This window comes from Burkholderia pseudomultivorans (assembly GCF_902499075.1).
GTDB classification, from domain to species: Bacteria; Pseudomonadota; Gammaproteobacteria; order Burkholderiales; family Burkholderiaceae; genus Burkholderia; species Burkholderia pseudomultivorans.
In genome coordinates this window covers 490,941-509,952 of sequence record NZ_CABVPP010000001.1, presented here as the reverse complement: position 1 = coordinate 509,952, position 19,012 = coordinate 490,941, and the positions used below count along the sequence as shown (strand labels likewise).

Below are 19,012 nucleotides of genomic sequence, written 5' to 3'. Positions count from 1 at the left end.
TAGTCAACGAATTGCGAGATCGATCATGTACCTGCTGAGCCACCTCTTCCTGATGCTGACCAAGAACGCCGAACAGGCCGCGAAAGAGCGTGCCGAGGCGTACCTGTCCGAAGCGACCGACATCTACGATCTCGAATTCCGCATGCGCAAGATCGACCGCGAAGCGGCGATGAACCGTCCGTACTCGTTCGGCGCGCGTTAAGCGAACGGACCACGAACGGCGGGCCGGCCGGTTCGCCGTTCAACGCATTACGCGAAAGGGCGTGTGCGGCAATGAGCCGCCCACGCCCTTTTTGCATTCGGCGCCGCGCGTCGTATCAGACGACCGTCAGCCGCACCGGCACGTTGTTGCGCGTCGCGTTCGAATACGGGCAGACCTGGTGCGCCTTGTCCACGAGCGTCTGTGCGTCGTTCTTGTCGAGGCCCGGCAGCGAGACGCGCAGCTCGATGTCGAGACCGAAGCCGCCGGCGTCGTTCGGGCCGATGCCCACTTCCGCGGTGACCTGCGTGTCGGCCGGCAGCGTCTGCTTGTTCTGGCCCGCAACGAATTTCATCGCGCTCAGGAAGCAGGCCGAGTAACCTGCGGCGAACAGCTGCTCCGGATTCGTGCCTTCCGCGCCCGTACCGCCCAGTTCGCGCGGCGCGGCCAGTTTCACTTCCAGCTTGTTGTCGGCCGATACTGCACGGCCGTCGCGGCCGCCCGTGCTCGTGGCGCTCGTCTTGTACAGAATGTTCATCGTGCAGCTCCTGTCGAAAAGTAAGTGGGAAGCGGTCCGGTCGGACGCATGGGTCGCCGGCCACGAGGAAAATATAGAACACAAAAGATTAGTGTACAAATGAATTTTGGAAGAAAAACCCGGCGAGGCCGGGCGGGGCGGTGGCGACGGATGCGTCAGCGATCGTTGGCGGCCGCCAGCGCATCGCGCAGTTGCTGGAGGTCGGCGCGCAGCCTGAGCAGGAAGTCGGGCGTTTGCTGCATCGTGCAGAACAGCTCGGCAGGCACCGAGCGCGCCTGTTCCCTCAGCGCGCGTCCGGCGGGCGTGACATGGACGTTCACGACGCGCTCGTCGGCCGCGCTGCGCACGCGCTCGACATAGCCGAGCGCTTCCAGGCGCTTGAGCAGCGGCGTGACGGTGGCCGGATCGAGGTCGAGCCGCGCGGCGATGTCCTTGACTGCGATGTCGTCGCGCTCCCACAGCACGAGCATCGCAAGATATTGGGGATAGGTCAGCGACAGCTTGTCGAGCAGCGGCTTGTACGCCTTCGTCATCGCGTGCGAAGTCGAGTAGAGCGCGAAGCACAATTGCTCATCGAGCGTCTGGGGCAGGTCGGGCAGGCGGTCCATGATTCGGGGCGCGCGCGGATGCGCTAACGATTTGCATGCAAATTATTTTGCGCGCAAAAGACTGGATTGAATAGAGGCGTCCGGTATCCGGGCTCAGTGCGTGCGGGGAAGCGGGCGGGGCGCACAACGAAAAACACGATGCGCGCCGATCGCATCGGCGGCGCAAGGACGCAGGCCGGCAGCGGAGGCCGGCCTGTCCGTCGGCGGCCCTCAGCGGCCCGACGTCGTCGGCGTTGCGCCGGGCTCCTGCACGCCGAAGCAGCCGCGATAGGTCGCGTAGAACGAGCAGTACAGCATCGTGACGATGATGATCGTCACCGGCATCATGACCGTTAGCGCATAGGCGCCCGCGCCCAGCGCCTGCAGCAGCAGCGACAGGCCGAGCGAGGTGCCGAGCGCGACGGCGAACCATAGCAGCCCATACACGACGAACGCGCCGCGGTTGCGCCAGCAGCTGACGACGCTGAAGAACAGCGCCTTCGCGGGCGGAATGTCGTGCCACGCGATCAGCACCGGCGCGAACCAGAACAGCATCGCGACCGGCACGTACAGCAGCGTCGCGAACATCAGCGCGCCGAGCGTGCCCTGCGCGGCCAGCGCTTCCGGCGTCGGGTTCGTGTCGCCCGTCGCGCCGAGCATCAGATGAAACAGCATGCCGCCGTCCACCGCCGACGACGCGGCGAACACGACGATCATCGACGCGACGTAGATCGCGCCGAGCACGAGCAGCCGCTGGGTCGCGACGGTGCCGTACGAGCGGAAGCCGTCGATCAGGATCGTCGGCATCACCGGCTTGCCGGCCACCGTGTCGCGGCACGCGGCCATGAAGCCGACCGCGATGCCGGGAATGAACAGCAGCGGCAGCGCCGCGCCGACCACCGGCACCATCGACACCAGCGTGATCGCCAGCAGGTACGTGAAGAACAGCGTGATGAACGCAAGCGGATTCCGGCGGAACAGCCAGATGCCTTGACGGAACCAGACATAGCCCGTTTTGGCGGGCACTTCGATCAGTTGCATGCGGTTTGGATCTCGGGAAGCACGGGCGTATGGGCAATACGCTCGCGCAGGATGCGTTCGAAATGGCCGGGGTCGTGCGGTTTGAGCATCTCGGCCGCACGCGGCAGGTAGAAGTCGTACAGGCGCGACACCCAGAAGCGGTACGCGCCGGCGCGCAGCATGTCGCTCCAGTGGCGGCGCTCCTCGGCCGTGAACGGCCGCACGGTCTGGTACGCGCGCAGCAGCGCGTCCGCGCGCGCGATGTCGAGCGCGCCGGTCGCGAGGTCGACGCACCAGTCGTTGACGGTCACCGCGACGTCGAACAGCCACTTGTCGCAGCCCGCGAAATAGAAGTCGAAGAAGCCGCCGAGCCGCACCGCATGGCCGGTGCCGGGCGCGGCATGCGCGAACAGCACGTTGTCGCGGAACAGGTCGCAATGGCACGGCCCTTCCGGCAGCGCCGCGTAGTCGTCCGATGCGAAGAAGCCGGCCTGGTGCGCGAGTTCGCCCTCGAGCAGCGCGCGCTGCGCGTCCGTGATGAACGGCACGATCGCCGGCACGTTGTCCTGCCACCACGGCAGGCTGCGCAGGTTCGGCTGATGGTGCGGATAGTCGCGCCCCGCGAGATGCAGGCGCGCGAGCATCTGGCCGACCTCGATGCAGTGTTCGACCCCGGGCGCGAGTTCGGCCGCGCCGTCGAGTTTCGTGACGACCGCGGCCGGCTTGCCGTGCAGCTCGCCGAACAGCGCGCCGTCGTTGCGCGGGACCGGATCCGGCACCGGCACGCCGTGGCCGGCGAGGTGGCGCATCAGGTCGAGGTAGAACGGCAGTTGTCCGGCCGTGAGCTTTTCGAAGATCGTGAGGACGTATTCGCCGCGCGTCGTCGTCAGGAAGAAATTGCTGTTTTCGATGCCGGACGGAATGCCGCGGAACGCGACGACATCGCCCAGTTCATAGTGGCGCATCCATTGCGCGAGATCGGAGTCGGAAACAGCAGTGAAAACGGCCATGCGAGATGCGTCTGGTCAGATGGTCGGCCCGCGCGACGCGGGCCGCGAGGGAGGTGAAGGGGCGAGCGGCGCGCCGCGGTGTTATCGACGCGGCGCGGCGGCGGTCAGTAGCGGAGGTTGACCGACGGCAGGCGCGTGATCGGGACGCCCGCGTCGTGCGGCTTCGGCGAGGTATCGGGCGTCGAGCTCATCTGGTAGCGCGTGCCGAAGTTCGACTTCACGTCGATTTCGACCGGCTTGCCGCGGTCGCGATACTCGGTGACCTCGGTGCCGTTCTTGCTCTTTTCGTGGAAGCTCGGGGTGCGCCGGATGTCGCTGAAATCGACCTTCGACGTGACTTCCGCGCCGGGCCGGTTGATCTGGCGGAGATCGGGCAGGCCGGCGGCTTCGTTGGCCTCGGCCTGCGCCTGCGCGTCGGCGCCAGGCGTGCCGCCGGCGGCGTGAGCGACGCTGGCGGCGGCAAACGCGGCGGCAGCGACGACGAGAATGAGCGGCTTCATGATGAGTCTCCAGTGAACCTACCGATTTTAGCAAATACTGCGCGCCATCCGGCCCTCGCGTGCCGGCGGCCGGCCATGAGCGTGACCGGGTTCCGTGGTAATGTCGTCGGATCAGACGAGGTGATGAAAATGAAGAACGATTTGAGCCGCCGGCACCGGATGCTGACGCCCGAAAGTCCGCCGGTCGAAGCTTTCGACGACCCGATTGCCGCCGTCGCGCGGTTGTCCGCGATCTACGATACGAACACCGGTTTCCTGCGCGATGCGTTCGCGCGCTATCGTCGCCACGAATCGATCACCGAGCATGTGCGCGCGTGCTATCCGTTCGTGCGGATCCGCACCGACGTCAACACGCACGTCGACTCGCGCCGTTCGTACGGTTTCGTCGCGGGCCCGGGCGTCTTCGAGACGACGGTCACGCGTCCCGACCTGTTCGCCAACTACTACCGCGAGCAACTGCGCCTGCTCGCGAAGAACCACCATGTGAAGATCGAGATCGGCGTGTCGTCGCAGCCGATCCCCGTTCACTTCGCATTTCCCGAAGGCATCCATCTCGAAGGCGAGCTCGATCGCGACAGCCTGCTCGCGATGCGCGACATCTTCGACACGCCCGACCTGTCGTATCTCGACGATCGCATCGTCAACGGCACGTTCGAGCCGTCGCCGGGCGAGCCGCATCCGCTCGCGCTGTTTACGGCCGCGCGCGTCGACTTCTCGCTGCATCGTCTGCGCCACTACACCGCGACGTCGCCGACGCATTTCCAGAACTACGTGCTGTACACGAACTACCAGTTCTACATCGACGAGTTCGTGAAGCTCGGCCGCACGATGATGACGGAAAGCGACGATCCCGACGTGCGCGCGTATCGCAGCCAGTACAGCGCGTTCGTCGAGCCGGGCGACGTCGTCACGTACAACGCGAACCTCGGCAGCGAAGCGGCCGAGGGCGCCGCGCCGCCGCGCCTGCCGCAGATGCCCGCGTATCACCTGAAGCGCGCGGACGGCAGCGGCATCACGATGGTCAACATCGGCGTCGGTCCGTCGAATGCGAAGACGATCACCGATCACATCGCGGTGCTGCGTCCGCACGCGTGGGTGATGCTCGGCCACTGCGCGGGGCTGCGCAACACGCAGCGTCTCGGCGACTACGTGCTCGCGCACGGCTATGTGCGCGAGGACCACGTGCTCGACGCCGACCTGCCGCTGTGGGTGCCGATCCCGGCGCTCGCCGAGGTGCAGCTCGCGCTCGAACGCGCGGTCGCCGACGTCACGCAGCTCGAAGGCGCCGAACTGAAGCGCGTGATGCGCACGGGCACGGTCGCGAGCGTCGACAACCGCAACTGGGAGCTGCGCGACCATCGCGAGCCGGTGCAGCGGCTGTCGCAGAGCCGCGCGATCGCGCTCGATATGGAAAGCGCGACGATCGCCGCGAACGGCTTCCGTTTCCGCGTGCCGTACGGCACGCTGCTGTGCGTGTCGGACAAGCCGTTGCACGGCGAGCTGAAACTGCCGGGCATGGCCGACCAGTTTTATCGCGCGCAAGTCGATCAGCATCTGCAGATCGGCGTGAAGGCGATGGAGATCCTGCGCACGAACGGGCTCGACAAGCTGCATAGTCGCAAGCTGCGGAGTTTTGCGGAAGTGGCGTTTCAGTGACGCCGAGGCTCGGCGATGACGGCCACGCAGCGCGCACGATCGACGAGCAGTTCCGTTTTCCGCGCGTGCACGTTTCCGTGGCCGCGATCGGCGACAGCGGCGAAGCGCTGCTGATTCGGGGGCTGTTCGAAAGCCTCGGCGCGTCCGTGAGCCTGCACTGGGTGGGCGTACCGCAGGACCTGCTGCTGGTGCTGAACGATCCGGCGCCGCCGACGTGCGCGCGCGTACGTCGAAGAGAGCCTCATGTTCGTCGGATATGGAGAAGCAGGCTGACCGCGTCGATGCGGACCGCAAGCGCGTGCTGGTCTTACCCGTCGCGCTCGATCAACGCCGCCAGTTCCGCCAGCCGCGACGGCGCGAACACCCGAATGCCATGCTGTTCGAGCAGCGCGGCAGTAACGCCGGCACCTTCATGCCGGTTTCCCGAGAACGTGCCGTCGTAGATGAAACTGCTGCCGCACGACGGACTGCCGTCCGCGAGCAGCGCATAGCGGCAGCCCTGCGCGGTTGCCTGCCGGAGCGCGTGGTGCGCGCCGTCGATGAACATCGCGGTCACGTCCGTGCCCGAGTCGTCGCAGATCGACGCCGCGCCGGCCAGCACGTCGCCGCCATTGCGATGCAGCCGGATCTCGGCGGGCCGGCGCGGCGTGCCGAAGCCGGCGGCGACCTCGGGGCATACGACGACGAGGCGGCCCTCGTCGCGCCACGTTTGCAGCAGCGCATCCGCGACCGTCTTCGCCGAACCGTCGTAACGCACGGGCAGGCCCGCAAGGCAGGCGCTGACGAGAATCCTGTTCATGAGTGAATGAGGGGAGAGTGGCCGTTTGCGCGGCCGATACTACCACTCGCGTTTCGACGATCGGTGAGAGGGCGACAGGCTCGCTCATGCGCGTCGACGCGAAGCCGGCGAACCCGTCGGCAAGCGCGCACGTCGTTCGACGCAGCGGGCGCCACGATCGTGTGGCGAACGCGTCGCCATCAACGACAAGGCCGCCCGGCGCCGAAGCGCGCGGGCGGCCTTGCCTATCTAGGTTGTCGTGCCGTGTCGTTCAGCACTCGCCCTTCTTCGCGTGTCCCGGCGGGCAGTGATAACCGCGGCGATCGTCAGGGCCATGATGGCGTTGATGCTCTTCCCACTCGCGGCGTTCCCAGTAGCGATGGCCGTCCCAGTAGCGGTCGCCGTGCCAGCCGACGACGACGACGGGAGCCGGCGCGACGACGACTGGCGCGGGCGTGCCGATGTTGACGTCGACGTTGACGGCGTGGGCGAGGCCGGACAGCGAAAGGCCGAGGCCGGCGAAGGCGAGGGCGATCAGCGAGCGTTGCATGTTCTTTTCCGTGATGTCGTTGTAGAAGGTCGGCGTGGCGCAGTGGAATCGATGACGCATCGCGAATCGCTCCAAGGGGGGATCGCCGACGCCGACGGAATGCAGTGTGCGGGCACGCGATGGAAAAGGCGAGGGGCGTTTATTACCGAGGATTGGGCGTTGCGCGGGCCGGGATCGCGCATGCGGCGCGGCGCGATTTGACAATGGCAGGCGACGGGCCCGACCGTTCGCGCTGCGTCGCGCAGTGCGAGGCGCGCGGATTTGACATTCGACGTCGCGCGACCGCGACGTACGATTAACGAAAGGTTACAAAGCAACGCGCAAAGCGGTGCGCCGGCCATCCGGCCGGCTCCCGCTGCCGCGCGCATTTACAGATAGAACATCCGGTCTTCTTCCGGGCGCGGCGGCTGCTCGTCCGAGCCTTCGCCTTCTTCCTCGCCGCTGTCCTCGTAGAACGCGAGCACCGCGTCGAGCACCTGGTCGGGATCGTCGATCACCTGCATCAGATCCATGTCTTCCGGATTGATCAGGCCCATCGGAATCAGCTGATCGCGGAACCACTGCAGCAGCCCCTTCCAGAAGTCGCTGCCGACGAGAATGATCGGCACGAGGCGCGACTTCTTCGTCTGGATCAGCGTGAGCACTTCCGACAGTTCGTCGAGCGTGCCGAAGCCGCCCGGCATCACGATCACCGCATCGGAGTTCTTCACGAACGTGACCTTGCGCGTGAAGAAGTGGCGGAAGCGCAGCGAGATGTCCTGGTAGTGGTTGCCGGCCTGCTCGTGCGGCAGCTCGATGTTCAGGCCGACCGACGGCGCCTTGCCGGCGTGCGCGCCCTTGTTCGCCGCTTCCATGATGCCGGGGCCGCCGCCGGAGATCACCGCGAAGCCGGCGTCGGACAGCTTGCGCGCGATCTGCACGGCAAGCTTGTAGTGGGGCGTGTCGGGTTTCAGACGGGCAGAGCCGTAGATGCTGACGGCCGGGCGGATCTCCGACAGGTACTCGGTCGCCTCGATAAACTCTGCCATAATCGTGAACATCTGCCACGATGCGCGCGCCTTCTTGGCCGTCGCGCGTTCTTGATCTGCGAGCGAACGCAGACTCGGAATCACTTTTCTCTTGTTCATAATGCCTGAAGAACGAAATCTGGAAGGTAAGACCCTGCTATTGGTTGACGGTTCGAGCTATCTGTATCGGGCTTACCATGCGATGCCTGATTTGCGTGGCCCTGGCGGGGAGCCGACCGGAGCGCTCTACGGAATCATCAACATGCTGCGCCGTATGCGCAAGGAAGTCAGTGCAGAGTATAGCGCTTGCGTGTTCGATGCAAAGGGCAAGACGTTCCGCGACGACCTTTATGCCGACTATAAGGCAAACCGACCGTCGATGCCGCCCGATCTGGCGCTGCAGGTCGAACCGATTCACGGCGCCGTGCGCGCGCTCGGCTGGCCGCTGCTGATGGTCGAGGGCGTCGAGGCCGACGACGTGATCGGCACGCTCGCGCGCGAAGCCGAACGGCGCGGGATGAACGTGATCGTGTCGACCGGCGACAAGGATCTCGCGCAACTCGTCACCGATCGCGTCACGCTCGTCAACACGATGACCAACGAAACGCTCGATCGCGACGGCGTGATCGCGAAGTTCGGCGTGCCGCCCGAGCGGATCATCGACTACCTCGCACTGATCGGCGATACCGTCGACAACGTGCCGGGCGTCGAGAAGTGCGGGCCGAAGACGGCCGTGAAATGGCTGACGCAGTACGACAGTCTCGACGGCGTGATCGAGCATGCGGGCGAGATCAAGGGCGTGGTCGGCGACAACCTGCGCCGCGCACTCGACTTCCTGCCGCTCGGCCGCAAGCTCGTGACCGTCGAGACGGCGTGCGATCTCGCGCCGCATCTCGAATCGATCGACGCGTCGCTGAAAACCGACGGCGAAGCGCGCGACCTGCTGCGCGACATCTTCGCGCGCTACGGCTTCAAGACGTGGCTGCGCGAAGTCGACAGCGCGCCCGCCGAAGGCGGCGGCGCCGATGCGCCGGAAGGCGAGCCGGCGGTGACGGTCGGCGCGGACGTCGCACGCGAATACGACACGATCCAGACCTGGGCGCAGTTCGACGCGTGGTTCGCGAAGATCGACGCGGCGGAACTGACCGCCTTCGACACCGAGACGACGTCGCTCGACCCGATGGTCGCGCGGCTCGTCGGCCTGTCGTTCTCGACCGAGCCGGGCAAGGCCGCGTATCTGCCGGTCGCGCACCGCGGCCCCGACCTGCCCGAGCAACTGCCGCTCGACGACGTGCTCGCGCGCCTGAAGCCGTGGCTCGAATCGGCCGAGCGCAAGAAGGTCGGCCAGCACCTGAAGTACGACGCGCAGGTGCTCGCGAACTACGGGATCGAACTGAACGGCATCGAGCACGATACGCTGCTCGAATCGTACGTGCTCGAGTCGCACCGCACGCACGACATGGACAGCCTTGCGCTTCGTCATCTGGGCGTCAAGACGATCAAGTACGAAGACGTGGCGGGCAAGGGCGCGAAGCAGATCGGCTTCGACGAAGTGGCGCTCGCGCAGGCGGCGGAATACGCGGCCGAAGACGCCGACATCACGCTGCAGCTTCATCACGCGCTGTATCCGCAGGTCGCGCGCGAACCGGGGCTCGAGCGCGTCTATCGCGAGATCGAGATGCCGGTGTCGCTGGTGCTGCGCAAGATGGAGCGTACCGGCGTGCTGATCGACGACGCGCGGCTGCAGGCGCAAAGCACCGAGATCGCGACGCGGCTGATCGAGCTCGAAGGGCAGGCGTACGAACTCGCGGGCGGCGAATTCAACCTCGGCTCGCCGAAGCAGATCGGGCAGATCTTCTTCGAGAAGCTGCAGTTGCCGGTCGTGAAGAAGACGCCGAGCGGCGCGCCGTCGACGGACGAAGAAGTGCTGCAGAAGCTGGCCGAGGATTACCCGCTGCCGAAGCTGCTGCTCGAACATCGCGGCTTGTCGAAGCTGAAGTCGACCTATACCGACAAGCTGCCGCGCATGGTGAACCCGGCAACGGGGCGCGTGCACACGAACTACGCGCAGGCGGTCGCGGTCACCGGCCGCCTCGCGTCGAACGATCCGAATCTTCAGAATATTCCGGTGCGCACGGCCGAAGGCCGGCGGATCCGCGAGGCGTTCATCGCGTCGCCGGGCCACCGGATCGTGTCGGCCGACTATTCGCAGATCGAACTGCGAATCATGGCGCACATCTCGGGCGACGCGTCGCTGCTGCGCGCGTTCTCGCAGGGCGAGGACATCCACCGTGCGACCGCCGCCGAGGTGTTCGGCGTGACGCCGCTGGAGGTCAATGCCGACCAGCGCCGGATCGCGAAGGTCATCAACTTCGGGCTCATCTACGGGATGAGCGCGTTCGGGCTCGCATCGAATCTCGGCATCACGCGGGATGCGGCGAAGCTCTATATCGACCGGTATTTTGCGCGCTACCCGGGCGTCGCGCAGTACATGGAAGACACGCGCACGGTTGCGAAGGAGAAGGGCTACGTCGAAACCGTTTTCGGCCGCCGCCTGTGGCTGCCGGAGATCAACGGCGGCAACGGCCCGCGCCGCCAGGCGGCCGAGCGTGCGGCGATCAACGCGCCGATGCAGGGCACCGCGGCCGACCTGATCAAGCTGTCGATGATCGCGGTGGACGGCTGGCTCGCGCGCGACAAGCTCGCGTCGCGGATGATCATGCAGGTGCACGACGAACTGGTGCTCGAGGTGCCCGACGACGAGCTGTCGCTGGTGCGCGAGAAGCTGCCCGAAATGATGTGCGGCGTCGCGAAGCTGAAGGTGCCGCTGGTCGCGGAGGTCGGCGCCGGTGCGAACTGGGAGGAAGCGCACTGATCGTTCCCCCTGTATACGGTTCACGCTGTCTGCGGCATATTGTTGCAGGGATGTCGAATATCGAGCTGGTTTGCTTGTGGTCAACGCGCAAGCTCCCGGACAATGCATGTCAGTCATGCCATTGACGCGGGGCCGCGCGCCCCGCGTGCCGGGAGCGGACCCATCGAGGTGTTTCGAACTGCACATCGATGATGTCCGAACCGGTTAATCCATGCGGCGACATGAACGCATCGCGTTCGCATCGTCCGGCGGCAGCAGTTTCGAATCGCAAAGGGGGGAATCGGGATGCATCGGATCATCATCGTAGGCGGAGGCGCGGGCGGCCTGGAACTGGCGACGCGGCTCGGCGACCGTTACGGCGCGCGCGGCAAGCGTCCCGCGCGTGCGCTTGTCACACTCGTCGACCGCAATCCGACGCACATCTGGAAACCGCTGCTGCACGAGGTGGCGGCAGGCAGCATGGACCCGTTCACGCAGGAGCTCGAATACGCGGCGCAGGCGCGCTGGCACGGCTTCGAGTTCCAGCAGGGCGAGCTCACCGGGCTCGACCGCGCGGCGAAGCGTGTCACGCTGGCGCCCGTCAACGATAGCGACGGCGCGGAACTGCTGCCGGCGCGCGAGCTGGAATACGACACGCTCGTGATCGCGATCGGCAGTACCACTCACTTCTTCGGCGTGCAGGGCGCGTCGGAAAACGCGATCGCGCTCGATACGGTCGGCGAGGCCGAGCGCTTCCGCAAGCGGCTGATCGCCGCGTGCATGCGCGCCGAGCACCAGAACCCGCCGCCGGCTGCGCCGGGCGAGGCGGCCGAGCCGCGCATCCAGGTCGTGATCGTCGGCGGCGGTGCGACGGGGGTCGAGCTGTCCGCGGAGTTGCGCAATACGGCGCAGGTGCTGTCCGTGTACGGGCTGCACAAGCTCGACCCGCGGCACGACGTCGGCATCGTGCTGATCGAATCGGGGCCGCGCATTCTTCCGGCGCTGCAGGAGCGCGTGTCGTCGGCGACGGCCGAACTGCTCGAAAAGCTCGGCGTGCGGCTGATGCTCGGCGAGCGCGTGACCGAGGTCGCGCCGGGGTTCGTGCATACGGCGAGCGGCAAGGCGGTGCGCGCGGACCTGACGGTCTGGGCGGCCGGCATCAAGGCACCGGCGGTGCTCGCGCATCTCGACGGCCTGCAGGTCAACAAGCTCGGCCAGCTCGACGTGCGCCGCACGCTGCAGACCTTCACCGACGACAACATATTCGCGCTCGGCGATTGCGCGGCATGCGTATGGCCCGGCAACGAGCGCAACGTGCCGCCGCGCGCGCAGGCCGCGCACCAGCAGGCGAGCTTCCTGCTGAAGGCGATCGGATGCCGGCTCGACGGGCGTCCGCTGCCCGAGTTCACCTATCGCGATTTCGGCTCGCTGGTGTCGCTCGGCCATTTCAGCGCGGTCGGCAACCTGATGGGCGGGCTGATCGGCGGCAACATGCTGATCGAGGGGCTGTTCGCGCGCTTCATGTACATGTCGCTGTACCGGCTGCATATCGCGGCGCTGCACGGTTATCCGCGGATGATGCTCGATACGGTTGCGCACTGGCTGCGGCGCACGACGCTGCCGCGGGTGAAGCTGCACTGACCGTATGTGCGGGCTGCTCGACGCGTCGTAATCGAGTCTTACATATCTGACAGTTGACGCAACAACGGATTATTGGGCATCTTGTCCGGGTTTCCGTTTGCGGCGGGGTGCCAACCGCCGCAACATCCGCACCGCGCGCCGGTGCGATGCCGCGTCGCGTCGAATCCCGGGCCGCGACGACGGCGCTCAATCGAGGAGTGCATTCATGTTGAAACCCGAAGTCGACAGCCTGGTTCCCCACGTTCCGTTCTCGCGTCGCAAGTTCATGCAGGCCGCGCTGGGCGGCACCTTCGCGGCGGCCGTGCTGCCCGTGTCGGCGCAGACGATCACGACCGACAGCGAAGGGCTGGACGTCGACACCGTCGAGATCCGCTCCGGCGACGCGAGCGTGCCCGCGTATCGCGCGCAGCCGAAGGACAAGACGAACCTGCCGGTCGTGATCGTGATCCACGAGATCTTCGGCGTGCACGCGCACATTGCCGACATCTGCCGCCGCCTCGCGAAGCTCGGCTATCTCGCGATCGCGCCCGACCTGTTCGCGCGGCAGGGCAATGCGGCGAAGTATCCGACGATCAAGGATCTCTACGAGAACATCATCAGCAAGGTGCCGGACCGGCAGGTCACCGAGGATCTCGACGCGACCGTCGCGTGGGCCGGCAAGAACGGCGGCGACCTGACGCGGCTCGGCGTGACCGGGTTCTGCTGGGGCGGCCGTCAGGCGTGGCTGTATGCGGAGCACAATCCGCACGTGCGCGCGGCCGTCGCGTGGTACGGCTTCGTCGAAGGCAAGACCGACGAGATGACGCCGTTCAACCCGGTCGATCACGCGTCGTCGCTGAAGGTGCCGGTGCTCGGCCTGTATGGCGAGAAGGACACGAACATCACGCAGGCGTCGCTCGCGGACATGCGCAAGGCGATTCAGATGAGCGACTCGGCACGCGCGCGCGAATCGGAAATCGTCGTCTATCCCGACGCCGGCCACGCGTTCTTCGCGGACTACCGGCCGAGCTATGTGAAGGGCGATGCCGAGGACGGCTGGAAGCGCGCGATCGCGTGGTTCCACAAGTACGGCGTGATGTAAACGACCAGCGGCGGCCCGGGCCGCCGCTTCGTCATGGCGCCGCGCCTGCGCGTTACGGCGTCGGGCCGGTCGCGATCGGCCGCGACGGATCGGCGCTCCATTCGCTCCACGAGCCCGGATACAGCGATGCGCCGTGCAGCCCCGCGACCTCGAGCGCGAGCGCGTTGTGGCACGCGGTTACGCCGGAGCCGCATTGCAGAATCACGCGATTCGGCTCGGTGCCGGCCAGCAGCGCGGTGAACGTTTCGCGCAGTTCGTGGCCGGTCTTGAAGCGGCCGTCGGCCGTCAGGTTGTCCTTGAAGAACCGGTTGCGCGCGCCGGGAATGTGGCCGCCGACACGATCGATCGTTTCGTTTTCGCCGCGGTAGCGGTCCGGCGCGCGCGCGTCGATCACGATACGGGTCGGCGCGCTCAGGTTCGCGAGCACGGTCGCCGCATCGACCGTCGATTCGAGCGGCGCCGCAGCGCGGAAGTCGCCCGCAGCCGGCTGCGGCACGTCGGTCGTCAGCGGCTGGCCGGCCGCTTCCCAGGCCTGCAGGCCGCCGTCGAGCACCGCGACCGAATCGTGCCCGAGCCAGCGCAGCAGCCACCACAGCCGCGCCGCATAGGCGCCGCCTTGCGCGTCGTACGCGACGACCTGCTGGCCCTGCTTCAGGCCGCGGTTCGCAAGCAGCAGCGCGAGCGCGTCGCGGCTCGGCAGCGGATGGCGGCCGTTGGTGCCCGTCTTGCGGCCCGACAGGTCGCGGTCGAGGTGAAGGTATTGCGCGCCCGGAAGATGGCCGGCGGCATAGGCGGCTTCGCCCGCGCCGGGATCGGCGAGATCGAAGCGGCAGTCGAACAGCGCGACGCTGGCGGGCGCGGCGGCAAGCCGCTCGGCAAGATTGGTCGCGGAGATAAGCGTGGTGTAGTGAGTGTGTGGCATGACAGCTCCCTGGAGTGCGAACGGCCCGATATTCCCAGTCTAAACAAAAAAAGACGGGCCGAAGCCCGTCTTTCGTCGTGCAGCATGCGTGCGGCGCCGGCGGTGCCGCGCGGCTGTCAGAGATCGCCGAGGTGGCGGCGCAGGAACTCGTGGAAGTGCTGCATGCCGTCTTCCATCGGGCTCTGGTACGGGCCGACCTGCGATTCGCCGCGCGCCATCAGCGCGCGCCGGCCGGCGTCCATCCGCATCGCGATCTCGTCGTCCTCGACGGCCGTTTCCATATAGGCGGCGCGTTCGGCCTCGACGAACTCGCGTTCGAACAACGCGATTTCCTCGGGGTAATAGAACTCGACGATGTTGGTCGTCTTCTGCGGGCCGCGCGGAATCAGCCACGACACGACGAGCACATGCGGATACCACTCGATCATCAGGCCCGGATAGTAGACCATCCAGATCGCGCCGAACTCCGGCGGCACGCCGTTGCGGAACTTCAGCACCTGCTCGTGCCATTTCTGGTAGGTCGTGCTGCCCGGCTTCGCGAGCGCGTTGTGCACGCCCACCGTCTGCACGCTGTACCAGTCGCCGAACTCCCACTTGAGATCGTCGCACGACACGAAGTTGCCGAGGCCCGGGTGGAACGGGACGACGTGGTAATCCTCGAGGTAGACCTCGATGAACGTCTTCCAGTTGTAATCGCACTCGTGCACCTCGACGTGATCGAACAGGTACTCCGAGAAGTCGAAGTGATGCTTCGTGCCGAGGTTCGCGAGGTCGCGCGCGACGTTGCGGCCTTCGGCCTCGAACAGCAGTCCCTGCCAGTTCTGCAGCGGGCTCTTGCCGAGGTTCAGGCAGGGCTTGTCGGGGAAGTGCGGCGCCCCGAGCAGCTGGCCTTCCAGATCGTACGTCCAGCGGTGCAGCGGGCACACGATGTTCTGCGTATGGCCGCGCCCGTTCAGCATGATCGCCTGCCGATGGCGGCAGACGTTCGACAGCAGTTCGACCTGGTTCGCCGGGTTGCGGACCAGCACGCGGCCTTCCTGTTCGGACGGCAGCGCGAAATAATCCCCCGCCTCGGGCACCATCAACTCGTGCCCGACGTAACGAGGTCCTTTCTTGAAGAGGGTTTCGATCTCGCGCTCAAGCAGCGCCTCATCGAAATATGCAGTGACTGGAAGCTGGCTGTGAGCCGACTTCAACTGAAGCGCATCGCTCAGATTGGACATTCCCACTCCCGGTGATAGCGTGAAAGCAGTGAACAACCCAACCATCGAAAAATCGATTTAGGGAAACGGAGAATTATACCCGGTTCGCCCGGCAAGGCTAGGATTAAGTGCCTGATTTGTGTCAATTTTTTGTCGAGCGATGATCTGGAGGCGCACAATGTGCGCTGGAGATGGGGCCGGAGTGCGCGCCCGGGTGACCAAGTCGGCAGGTCGGAAAATTCTCTTTTGCCGTAGAATGTCCGACTTGTTTTGAAATTTGACACCCTCGTCCATGGCGAAAACCGCATCCCCAGGCGCGACCCCGCCCGGCACTGACGCCGAACCGTTGCCGGACAATTACGAAGCGGCGCTTGCGGAGCTCGAGACGCTGGTTGCCCGGATGGAAGGCGGCGCGCTGAGCCTCGAGGATTCGCTGGCAGCGTATCGGCGCGGCGCGGCCCTTGTTGCATTTTGCCAACAGCAGCTCGAGAAGGTGGAGCAGCAGGTTCGCGTGCTCGACGGCGCGACGCTGAAACCCGCGGCCGCCACGGACGGCGAAGACGACGATCTATGACATTCGAACAATGGATGCGGTCCGTGCTGGACCGCGTCGAGGACGCACTCGGCCACTATTTGCCGGCTGAAAACGTGGTGCCCACGCAACTCCACGAAGCGATGCGTTATGCGGTCCTCGGCGGCGGCAAGCGCGTTCGCCCGCTGCTGTGCCATGCAGCAGGCGAGCTGACCGGTGCGACGGAAGCGGCGCGCAACGCCGCGGCGGCGGCGCTGGAGATGATCCACGTCTACTCGCTCGTGCACGACGACATGCCGTGCATGGACGACGACGCGCTGCGGCGCGGCAAGCCGACCGTGCACGTGCAGTACGACGAGCCGACCGCGCTGCTGGTCGGCGACGCGCTGCAGTCGCAGGCGTTCGTCGCGCTGACCGACGCGGCCGCGCTGTCGCCGGTGCAGCAGGCGGCGCTCGTGCGCGAGCTGGCGCTCGCGAGCGGCTCGATCGGCATGGCCGGCGGGCAGGCGATCGACCTGGCGAGCGTCGGCCTGAAGCTGACGCGCGAGCAGCTCGAAACGATGCACCGGATGAAAACCGGCGCGTTGCTGCGCGCTGCCGTGCGGATGGGCGCGCTGGCCGGCGACACGCCGTCGGCCGACGCGATGGCTGCACTCGATGTCTACGCGGGGGCCGTGGGTCTGGCCTTCCAGGTCGTCGACGACATTCTCGACGTGACGACCGACTCGGCGACGCTCGGCAAGACGGCCGGCAAGGACGCGGCGAACGACAAGCCGACCTACGTATCGATCCTCGGCCTCGAGGCGTCGCGCGAGCTCGCTGCGCAACTGCGCACCGAAGCGCATGATGCGCTGAAACCGTTCGGCGCACGCGCGCAGCGTCTCGCCGAACTTGCCGACCTGGTAGTGAACCGGGTCAGCTGACGCGAAAGCCCGCCGCCGCGCACACGCTACGGTGCGTGCAACAGAATGCGGGCGCGTTTGATTTCCTACAATGGAACGACGATGTACGACTTGCTGAAAACCATCGACGATCCGGCGGATCTGCGCCGCCTCGATCGTCGCCAACTGCAACCGCTCGCGGATGAACTGCGTGCGTTCGTGCTCGACAGCGTGTCGAAGACGGGCGGCCATTTGTCGTCCAACCTCGGGACGGTCGAGTTGACGATCGCGCTGCACTACGTGTTCAACACGCCGAACGATCGCATCGTCTGGGACGTGGGTCACCAGACCTACCCGCACAAGATCCTGACCGGCCGCCGCGACCAGATGCACACGCTGCGCCAGTACGAAGGCATCTCGGGGTTCCCGCGCCGCAGCGAATCGGAGTACGACACGTTCGGCACCGCGCACTCGAGCACGTCGATCTCGGCCGCGCTCGGCATGGCGATCGGCAGCCAGCTGAACGGCGACGACCGCTTCTCGATCGCGGTGATCGGCGACGGCGCGATGACGGCCGGCATGGCGTTCGAGGCGATGAACAATGCGGGCGTGTCCGAGGACGCGAAGCTGCTCGTGATCCTGAACGACAACGATATGTCGATCTCGCCGCCGGTCGGCGCGCTGAACCGCCATCTCGCGCGCCTGATGTCGGGCCGCTTCTATGCGGCCGCGCGTGCGGGCGTCGAGCGCGTGCTGAGCGTCGCGCCGCCGGTGCTCGAACTCGCCCGCAAGCTCGAGGAGCATGCGAAGGGCATGGTCGTGCCGGCCACGCTGTTCGAGGAATTCGGCTTCAACTACATCGGCCCGATCGACGGTCACGATCTCGATTCGCTGATCCCGACGCTGCAGAACATCCGCGAACTGCGCGGTCCGCAGTTCCTGCACGTGGTGACGAAGAAAGGCCAGGGGTACAAGCTGGCCGAAGCCGATCCCGTGCTCTATCACGGTCCCGGCAAGTTCAATCCGGCCGAAGGCATCAAGCCGTCGACCACGCCCGCGAAGAAGACGTACACGCAGGTGTTCGGCGAATGGCTGTGCGACGAAGCCGAGCGCGATACGCGCGTCGTCGGCATCACGCCCGCGATGCGCGAAGGCTCGGGCATGGTCGAGTTCGAGAAGCGCTTCAAGGATCGCTACTACGACGTCGGCATCGCCGAGCAGCACGCGGTGACGTTCGCGGGCGGCCTCGCGACCGAAGGGCTGAAGCCGGTCGTCGCAATCTACTCGACGTTCCTGCAGCGCGCGTACGACCAGCTGATCCACGACGTCGCACTGCAGAACCTGCCGGTCGTGTTCGCGATCGACCGCGCGGGCCTCGTCGGCGCGGACGGTGCGACGCACGCGGGCGCATACGATCTCGCGTTCATGCGCTGCATCCCGAACATGACGATCATGGCCGCGTCCGACGAGAACGAATGCCGCCAGATGCTGCACACCGCGCTGCAGCAGCCGAACCCGACCGCGGTGCGCTATCCGCGCGGCGCGGGCACCGGCGTCGCGACGGTGAAGGAATTCACCGAGCTGCCGATCGGCAAGGGCGAGGTGCGTCGCCGCACGTCGCAGCCGGAAGGCAAGCGCATCGCGATCCTCGCGTTCGGCACGATGGTCGCGCCGTCGCTGGCCGCGGCCGAGGAACTCGACGCGACCGTCGCGAACATGCGTTTCGTGAAGCCGGTCGACGCGGCGCTCGTGCGCGAGCTCGCCGAGACGCACGACTATCTCGTCACCGCCGAAGAAGGCTGCGTGATGGGCGGCGCGGGTTCGGCATGCGTGGAAGCCCTGATGGAGAGTGGGGTTATCCGACCCGTACTACAATTGGGCCTCCCTGACCAGTTCGTCGATCATGGCGATCCCGCGAAGCTGCTGTCGCAATGCGGTCTCGACGGCGCGGGTATCGCGAAATCGATTCGCGAACGCTTCCTGAATCCGGCAACCGGCGTTGCCGATCAGGCCAAGCGCGTCGCGTAAGCTGGCGCCGCCCGCGGGCGGCGTCG

The 19,012-nt window shown here is 66.4% G+C and carries 18 protein-coding genes; 8 read left to right on the top strand and 10 right to left on the bottom strand.

Going from position 1 to position 19,012, the window contains the following annotated elements; genetic code table 11:
* Positions 1-25: 25 nt before the first annotated feature.
* Positions 26-202, top strand: a complete 177-nt coding sequence (locus BST28156_RS02265) for a DUF3563 family protein (RefSeq protein WP_006399432.1) — start codon at positions 26-28, stop codon at positions 200-202.
* 115 nt (positions 203-317) lie between these two features.
* Here the strand turns inward: BST28156_RS02265 and BST28156_RS02260 are convergent, their stop codons facing one another.
* The 5 genes from BST28156_RS02260 to BST28156_RS02240 all read right to left on the bottom strand — a co-directional run bounded on the left by BST28156_RS02260 (position 318) and on the right by BST28156_RS02240 (position 3,854).
* On the bottom strand, positions 318-737 hold the full coding sequence (locus tag BST28156_RS02260) for an organic hydroperoxide resistance protein (protein ID WP_060245830.1): 420 nt from the start codon (positions 735-737) through the stop codon (positions 318-320).
* Positions 738-892: 155 nt separating this feature from the next.
* Positions 893-1,345, bottom strand: a complete 453-nt coding sequence (locus tag BST28156_RS02255; RefSeq protein WP_174901355.1) for a MarR family winged helix-turn-helix transcriptional regulator — start codon at positions 1,343-1,345, stop codon at positions 893-895.
* Positions 1,346-1,555: 210 nt separating this feature from the next.
* Complete coding sequence (locus BST28156_RS02250) at positions 1,556-2,365, bottom strand: BPSS1780 family membrane protein (protein ID WP_060245832.1); 810 nt, start codon at positions 2,363-2,365, stop codon at positions 1,556-1,558.
* Positions 2,356-3,354, bottom strand: coding sequence for a homoserine kinase (locus tag BST28156_RS02245; RefSeq protein ID WP_174901354.1), 999 nt, complete (start codon positions 3,352-3,354; stop codon positions 2,356-2,358). The genes BST28156_RS02250 and BST28156_RS02245 overlap by 10 nt, the downstream gene beginning before the upstream one ends.
* A 104-nt stretch (positions 3,355-3,458) precedes the next feature.
* Positions 3,459-3,854, bottom strand: coding sequence for a hypothetical protein (locus BST28156_RS02240; protein ID WP_060245834.1), 396 nt, complete (start codon positions 3,852-3,854; stop codon positions 3,459-3,461).
* Positions 3,855-3,983: 129 nt separating this feature from the next.
* On the opposite strand from BST28156_RS02240, the gene BST28156_RS02235 reads away from it, so the two are divergent.
* A complete protein-coding gene (locus BST28156_RS02235; RefSeq protein WP_174901353.1) occupies positions 3,984-5,510 on the top strand; it encodes an AMP nucleosidase in 1,527 nt (508 codons plus the stop codon).
* Positions 5,511-5,817: 307 nt separating this feature from the next.
* On the opposite strand, the gene BST28156_RS02230 is transcribed toward BST28156_RS02235, so the two are convergent.
* From BST28156_RS02230 to BST28156_RS02220, 3 genes are all read right to left on the bottom strand, one after another.
* Entirely contained in the window at positions 5,818-6,309 is a 492-nt protein-coding gene (locus BST28156_RS02230) for a 2-thiouracil desulfurase family protein (protein ID WP_060245836.1), read from the bottom strand.
* Between the two features lie 250 nt (positions 6,310-6,559).
* The gene (locus BST28156_RS02225; protein WP_060245916.1) at positions 6,560-6,838 is read right to left on the bottom strand and encodes a hypothetical protein; all 279 of its coding nucleotides are present in this window, start codon (positions 6,836-6,838) and stop codon (positions 6,560-6,562) included.
* 368 nt (positions 6,839-7,206) lie between these two features.
* The gene (locus BST28156_RS02220) at positions 7,207-7,965 is read right to left on the bottom strand and encodes an LOG family protein (RefSeq protein WP_009693209.1); all 759 of its coding nucleotides are present in this window, start codon (positions 7,963-7,965) and stop codon (positions 7,207-7,209) included.
* A gap of 1 nt (position 7,966) precedes the next feature.
* Between BST28156_RS02220 and polA the strand changes: the two genes are divergently transcribed.
* The 3 genes from polA (at position 7,967) to BST28156_RS02205 (ending at position 13,421) form a co-directional block, all read left to right on the top strand.
* On the top strand, positions 7,967-10,720 hold the full coding sequence (gene polA / locus BST28156_RS02215) for a DNA polymerase I (protein ID WP_060245837.1): 2,754 nt from the start codon (positions 7,967-7,969) through the stop codon (positions 10,718-10,720).
* 285 nt (positions 10,721-11,005) lie between these two features.
* Positions 11,006-12,340 (top strand): NAD(P)/FAD-dependent oxidoreductase, encoded by a 1,335-nt coding sequence (locus BST28156_RS02210; RefSeq protein WP_174901352.1) that lies wholly within the window; start codon positions 11,006-11,008, stop codon positions 12,338-12,340.
* A gap of 205 nt (positions 12,341-12,545) precedes the next feature.
* Positions 12,546-13,421, top strand: a complete 876-nt coding sequence (locus BST28156_RS02205) for a dienelactone hydrolase family protein (protein WP_174901351.1) — start codon at positions 12,546-12,548, stop codon at positions 13,419-13,421.
* 52 nt (positions 13,422-13,473) lie between these two features.
* Here the strand turns inward: BST28156_RS02205 and BST28156_RS02200 are convergent, their stop codons facing one another.
* Both BST28156_RS02200 and BST28156_RS02195 read right to left on the bottom strand, forming a co-directional pair.
* The gene (locus BST28156_RS02200; RefSeq protein ID WP_060245840.1) at positions 13,474-14,343 is read right to left on the bottom strand and encodes a sulfurtransferase; all 870 of its coding nucleotides are present in this window, start codon (positions 14,341-14,343) and stop codon (positions 13,474-13,476) included.
* A 116-nt stretch (positions 14,344-14,459) separates the two neighbouring features.
* Complete coding sequence (locus BST28156_RS02195) at positions 14,460-15,566, bottom strand: aromatic ring-hydroxylating oxygenase subunit alpha (RefSeq protein ID WP_060245841.1); 1,107 nt, start codon at positions 15,564-15,566, stop codon at positions 14,460-14,462.
* Positions 15,567-15,837: 271 nt separating this feature from the next.
* Between BST28156_RS02195 and BST28156_RS02190 the strand changes: the two genes are divergently transcribed.
* From BST28156_RS02190 to dxs, 3 genes are all read left to right on the top strand, one after another.
* Positions 15,838-16,119: an exodeoxyribonuclease VII small subunit gene (locus BST28156_RS02190; RefSeq protein ID WP_060245842.1), complete on the top strand. Its 282-nt coding sequence runs from the start codon at positions 15,838-15,840 to the stop codon at positions 16,117-16,119.
* Positions 16,116-17,000 carry a polyprenyl synthetase family protein gene (locus BST28156_RS02185; protein ID WP_060245843.1) on the top strand — a complete coding sequence of 295 codons (885 nt, stop codon included), beginning with the start codon at positions 16,116-16,118 and terminating at the stop codon, positions 16,998-17,000. Before BST28156_RS02190 ends, BST28156_RS02185 begins: the two co-directional genes overlap by 4 nt.
* A gap of 81 nt (positions 17,001-17,081) precedes the next feature.
* Positions 17,082-18,986 carry a 1-deoxy-D-xylulose-5-phosphate synthase gene (gene dxs, locus BST28156_RS02180; protein WP_060245844.1) on the top strand — a complete coding sequence of 635 codons (1,905 nt, stop codon included), beginning with the start codon at positions 17,082-17,084 and terminating at the stop codon, positions 18,984-18,986.
* Positions 18,987-19,012: the final 26 nt, after the last annotated feature.

Coding starts and splice junctions, on each gene's coding strand:
- BST28156_RS02265 (WP_006399432.1), top strand. CDS start 26: ATGTACCTGCTGAGCCACCTCTTCCTGATGCTGACCAAGAACGCCGAA.
- BST28156_RS02260 (WP_060245830.1), bottom strand. CDS start 737: ATGAACATTCTGTACAAGACGAGCGCCACGAGCACGGGCGGCCGCGAC.
- BST28156_RS02255 (WP_174901355.1), bottom strand. CDS start 1,345: ATGGACCGCCTGCCCGACCTGCCCCAGACGCTCGATGAGCAATTGTGC.
- BST28156_RS02250 (WP_060245832.1), bottom strand. CDS start 2,365: ATGCAACTGATCGAAGTGCCCGCCAAAACGGGCTATGTCTGGTTCCGT.
- BST28156_RS02245 (WP_174901354.1), bottom strand. CDS start 3,354: ATGGCCGTTTTCACTGCTGTTTCCGACTCCGATCTCGCGCAATGGATG.
- BST28156_RS02240 (WP_060245834.1), bottom strand. CDS start 3,854: ATGAAGCCGCTCATTCTCGTCGTCGCTGCCGCCGCGTTTGCCGCCGCC.
- BST28156_RS02235 (WP_174901353.1), top strand. CDS start 3,984: ATGAAGAACGATTTGAGCCGCCGGCACCGGATGCTGACGCCCGAAAGT.
- BST28156_RS02230 (WP_060245836.1), bottom strand. CDS start 6,309: ATGAACAGGATTCTCGTCAGCGCCTGCCTTGCGGGCCTGCCCGTGCGT.
- BST28156_RS02225 (WP_060245916.1), bottom strand. CDS start 6,838: ATGCAACGCTCGCTGATCGCCCTCGCCTTCGCCGGCCTCGGCCTTTCG.
- BST28156_RS02220 (WP_009693209.1), bottom strand. CDS start 7,965: ATGAACAAGAGAAAAGTGATTCCGAGTCTGCGTTCGCTCGCAGATCAA.
- polA (WP_060245837.1), top strand. CDS start 7,967: ATGCCTGAAGAACGAAATCTGGAAGGTAAGACCCTGCTATTGGTTGAC.
- BST28156_RS02210 (WP_174901352.1), top strand. CDS start 11,006: ATGCATCGGATCATCATCGTAGGCGGAGGCGCGGGCGGCCTGGAACTG.
- BST28156_RS02205 (WP_174901351.1), top strand. CDS start 12,546: ATGTTGAAACCCGAAGTCGACAGCCTGGTTCCCCACGTTCCGTTCTCG.
- BST28156_RS02200 (WP_060245840.1), bottom strand. CDS start 14,343: ATGCCACACACTCACTACACCACGCTTATCTCCGCGACCAATCTTGCC.
- BST28156_RS02195 (WP_060245841.1), bottom strand. CDS start 15,566: ATGTCCAATCTGAGCGATGCGCTTCAGTTGAAGTCGGCTCACAGCCAG.
- BST28156_RS02190 (WP_060245842.1), top strand. CDS start 15,838: ATGGCGAAAACCGCATCCCCAGGCGCGACCCCGCCCGGCACTGACGCC.
- BST28156_RS02185 (WP_060245843.1), top strand. CDS start 16,116: ATGACATTCGAACAATGGATGCGGTCCGTGCTGGACCGCGTCGAGGAC.
- dxs (WP_060245844.1), top strand. CDS start 17,082: ATGTACGACTTGCTGAAAACCATCGACGATCCGGCGGATCTGCGCCGC.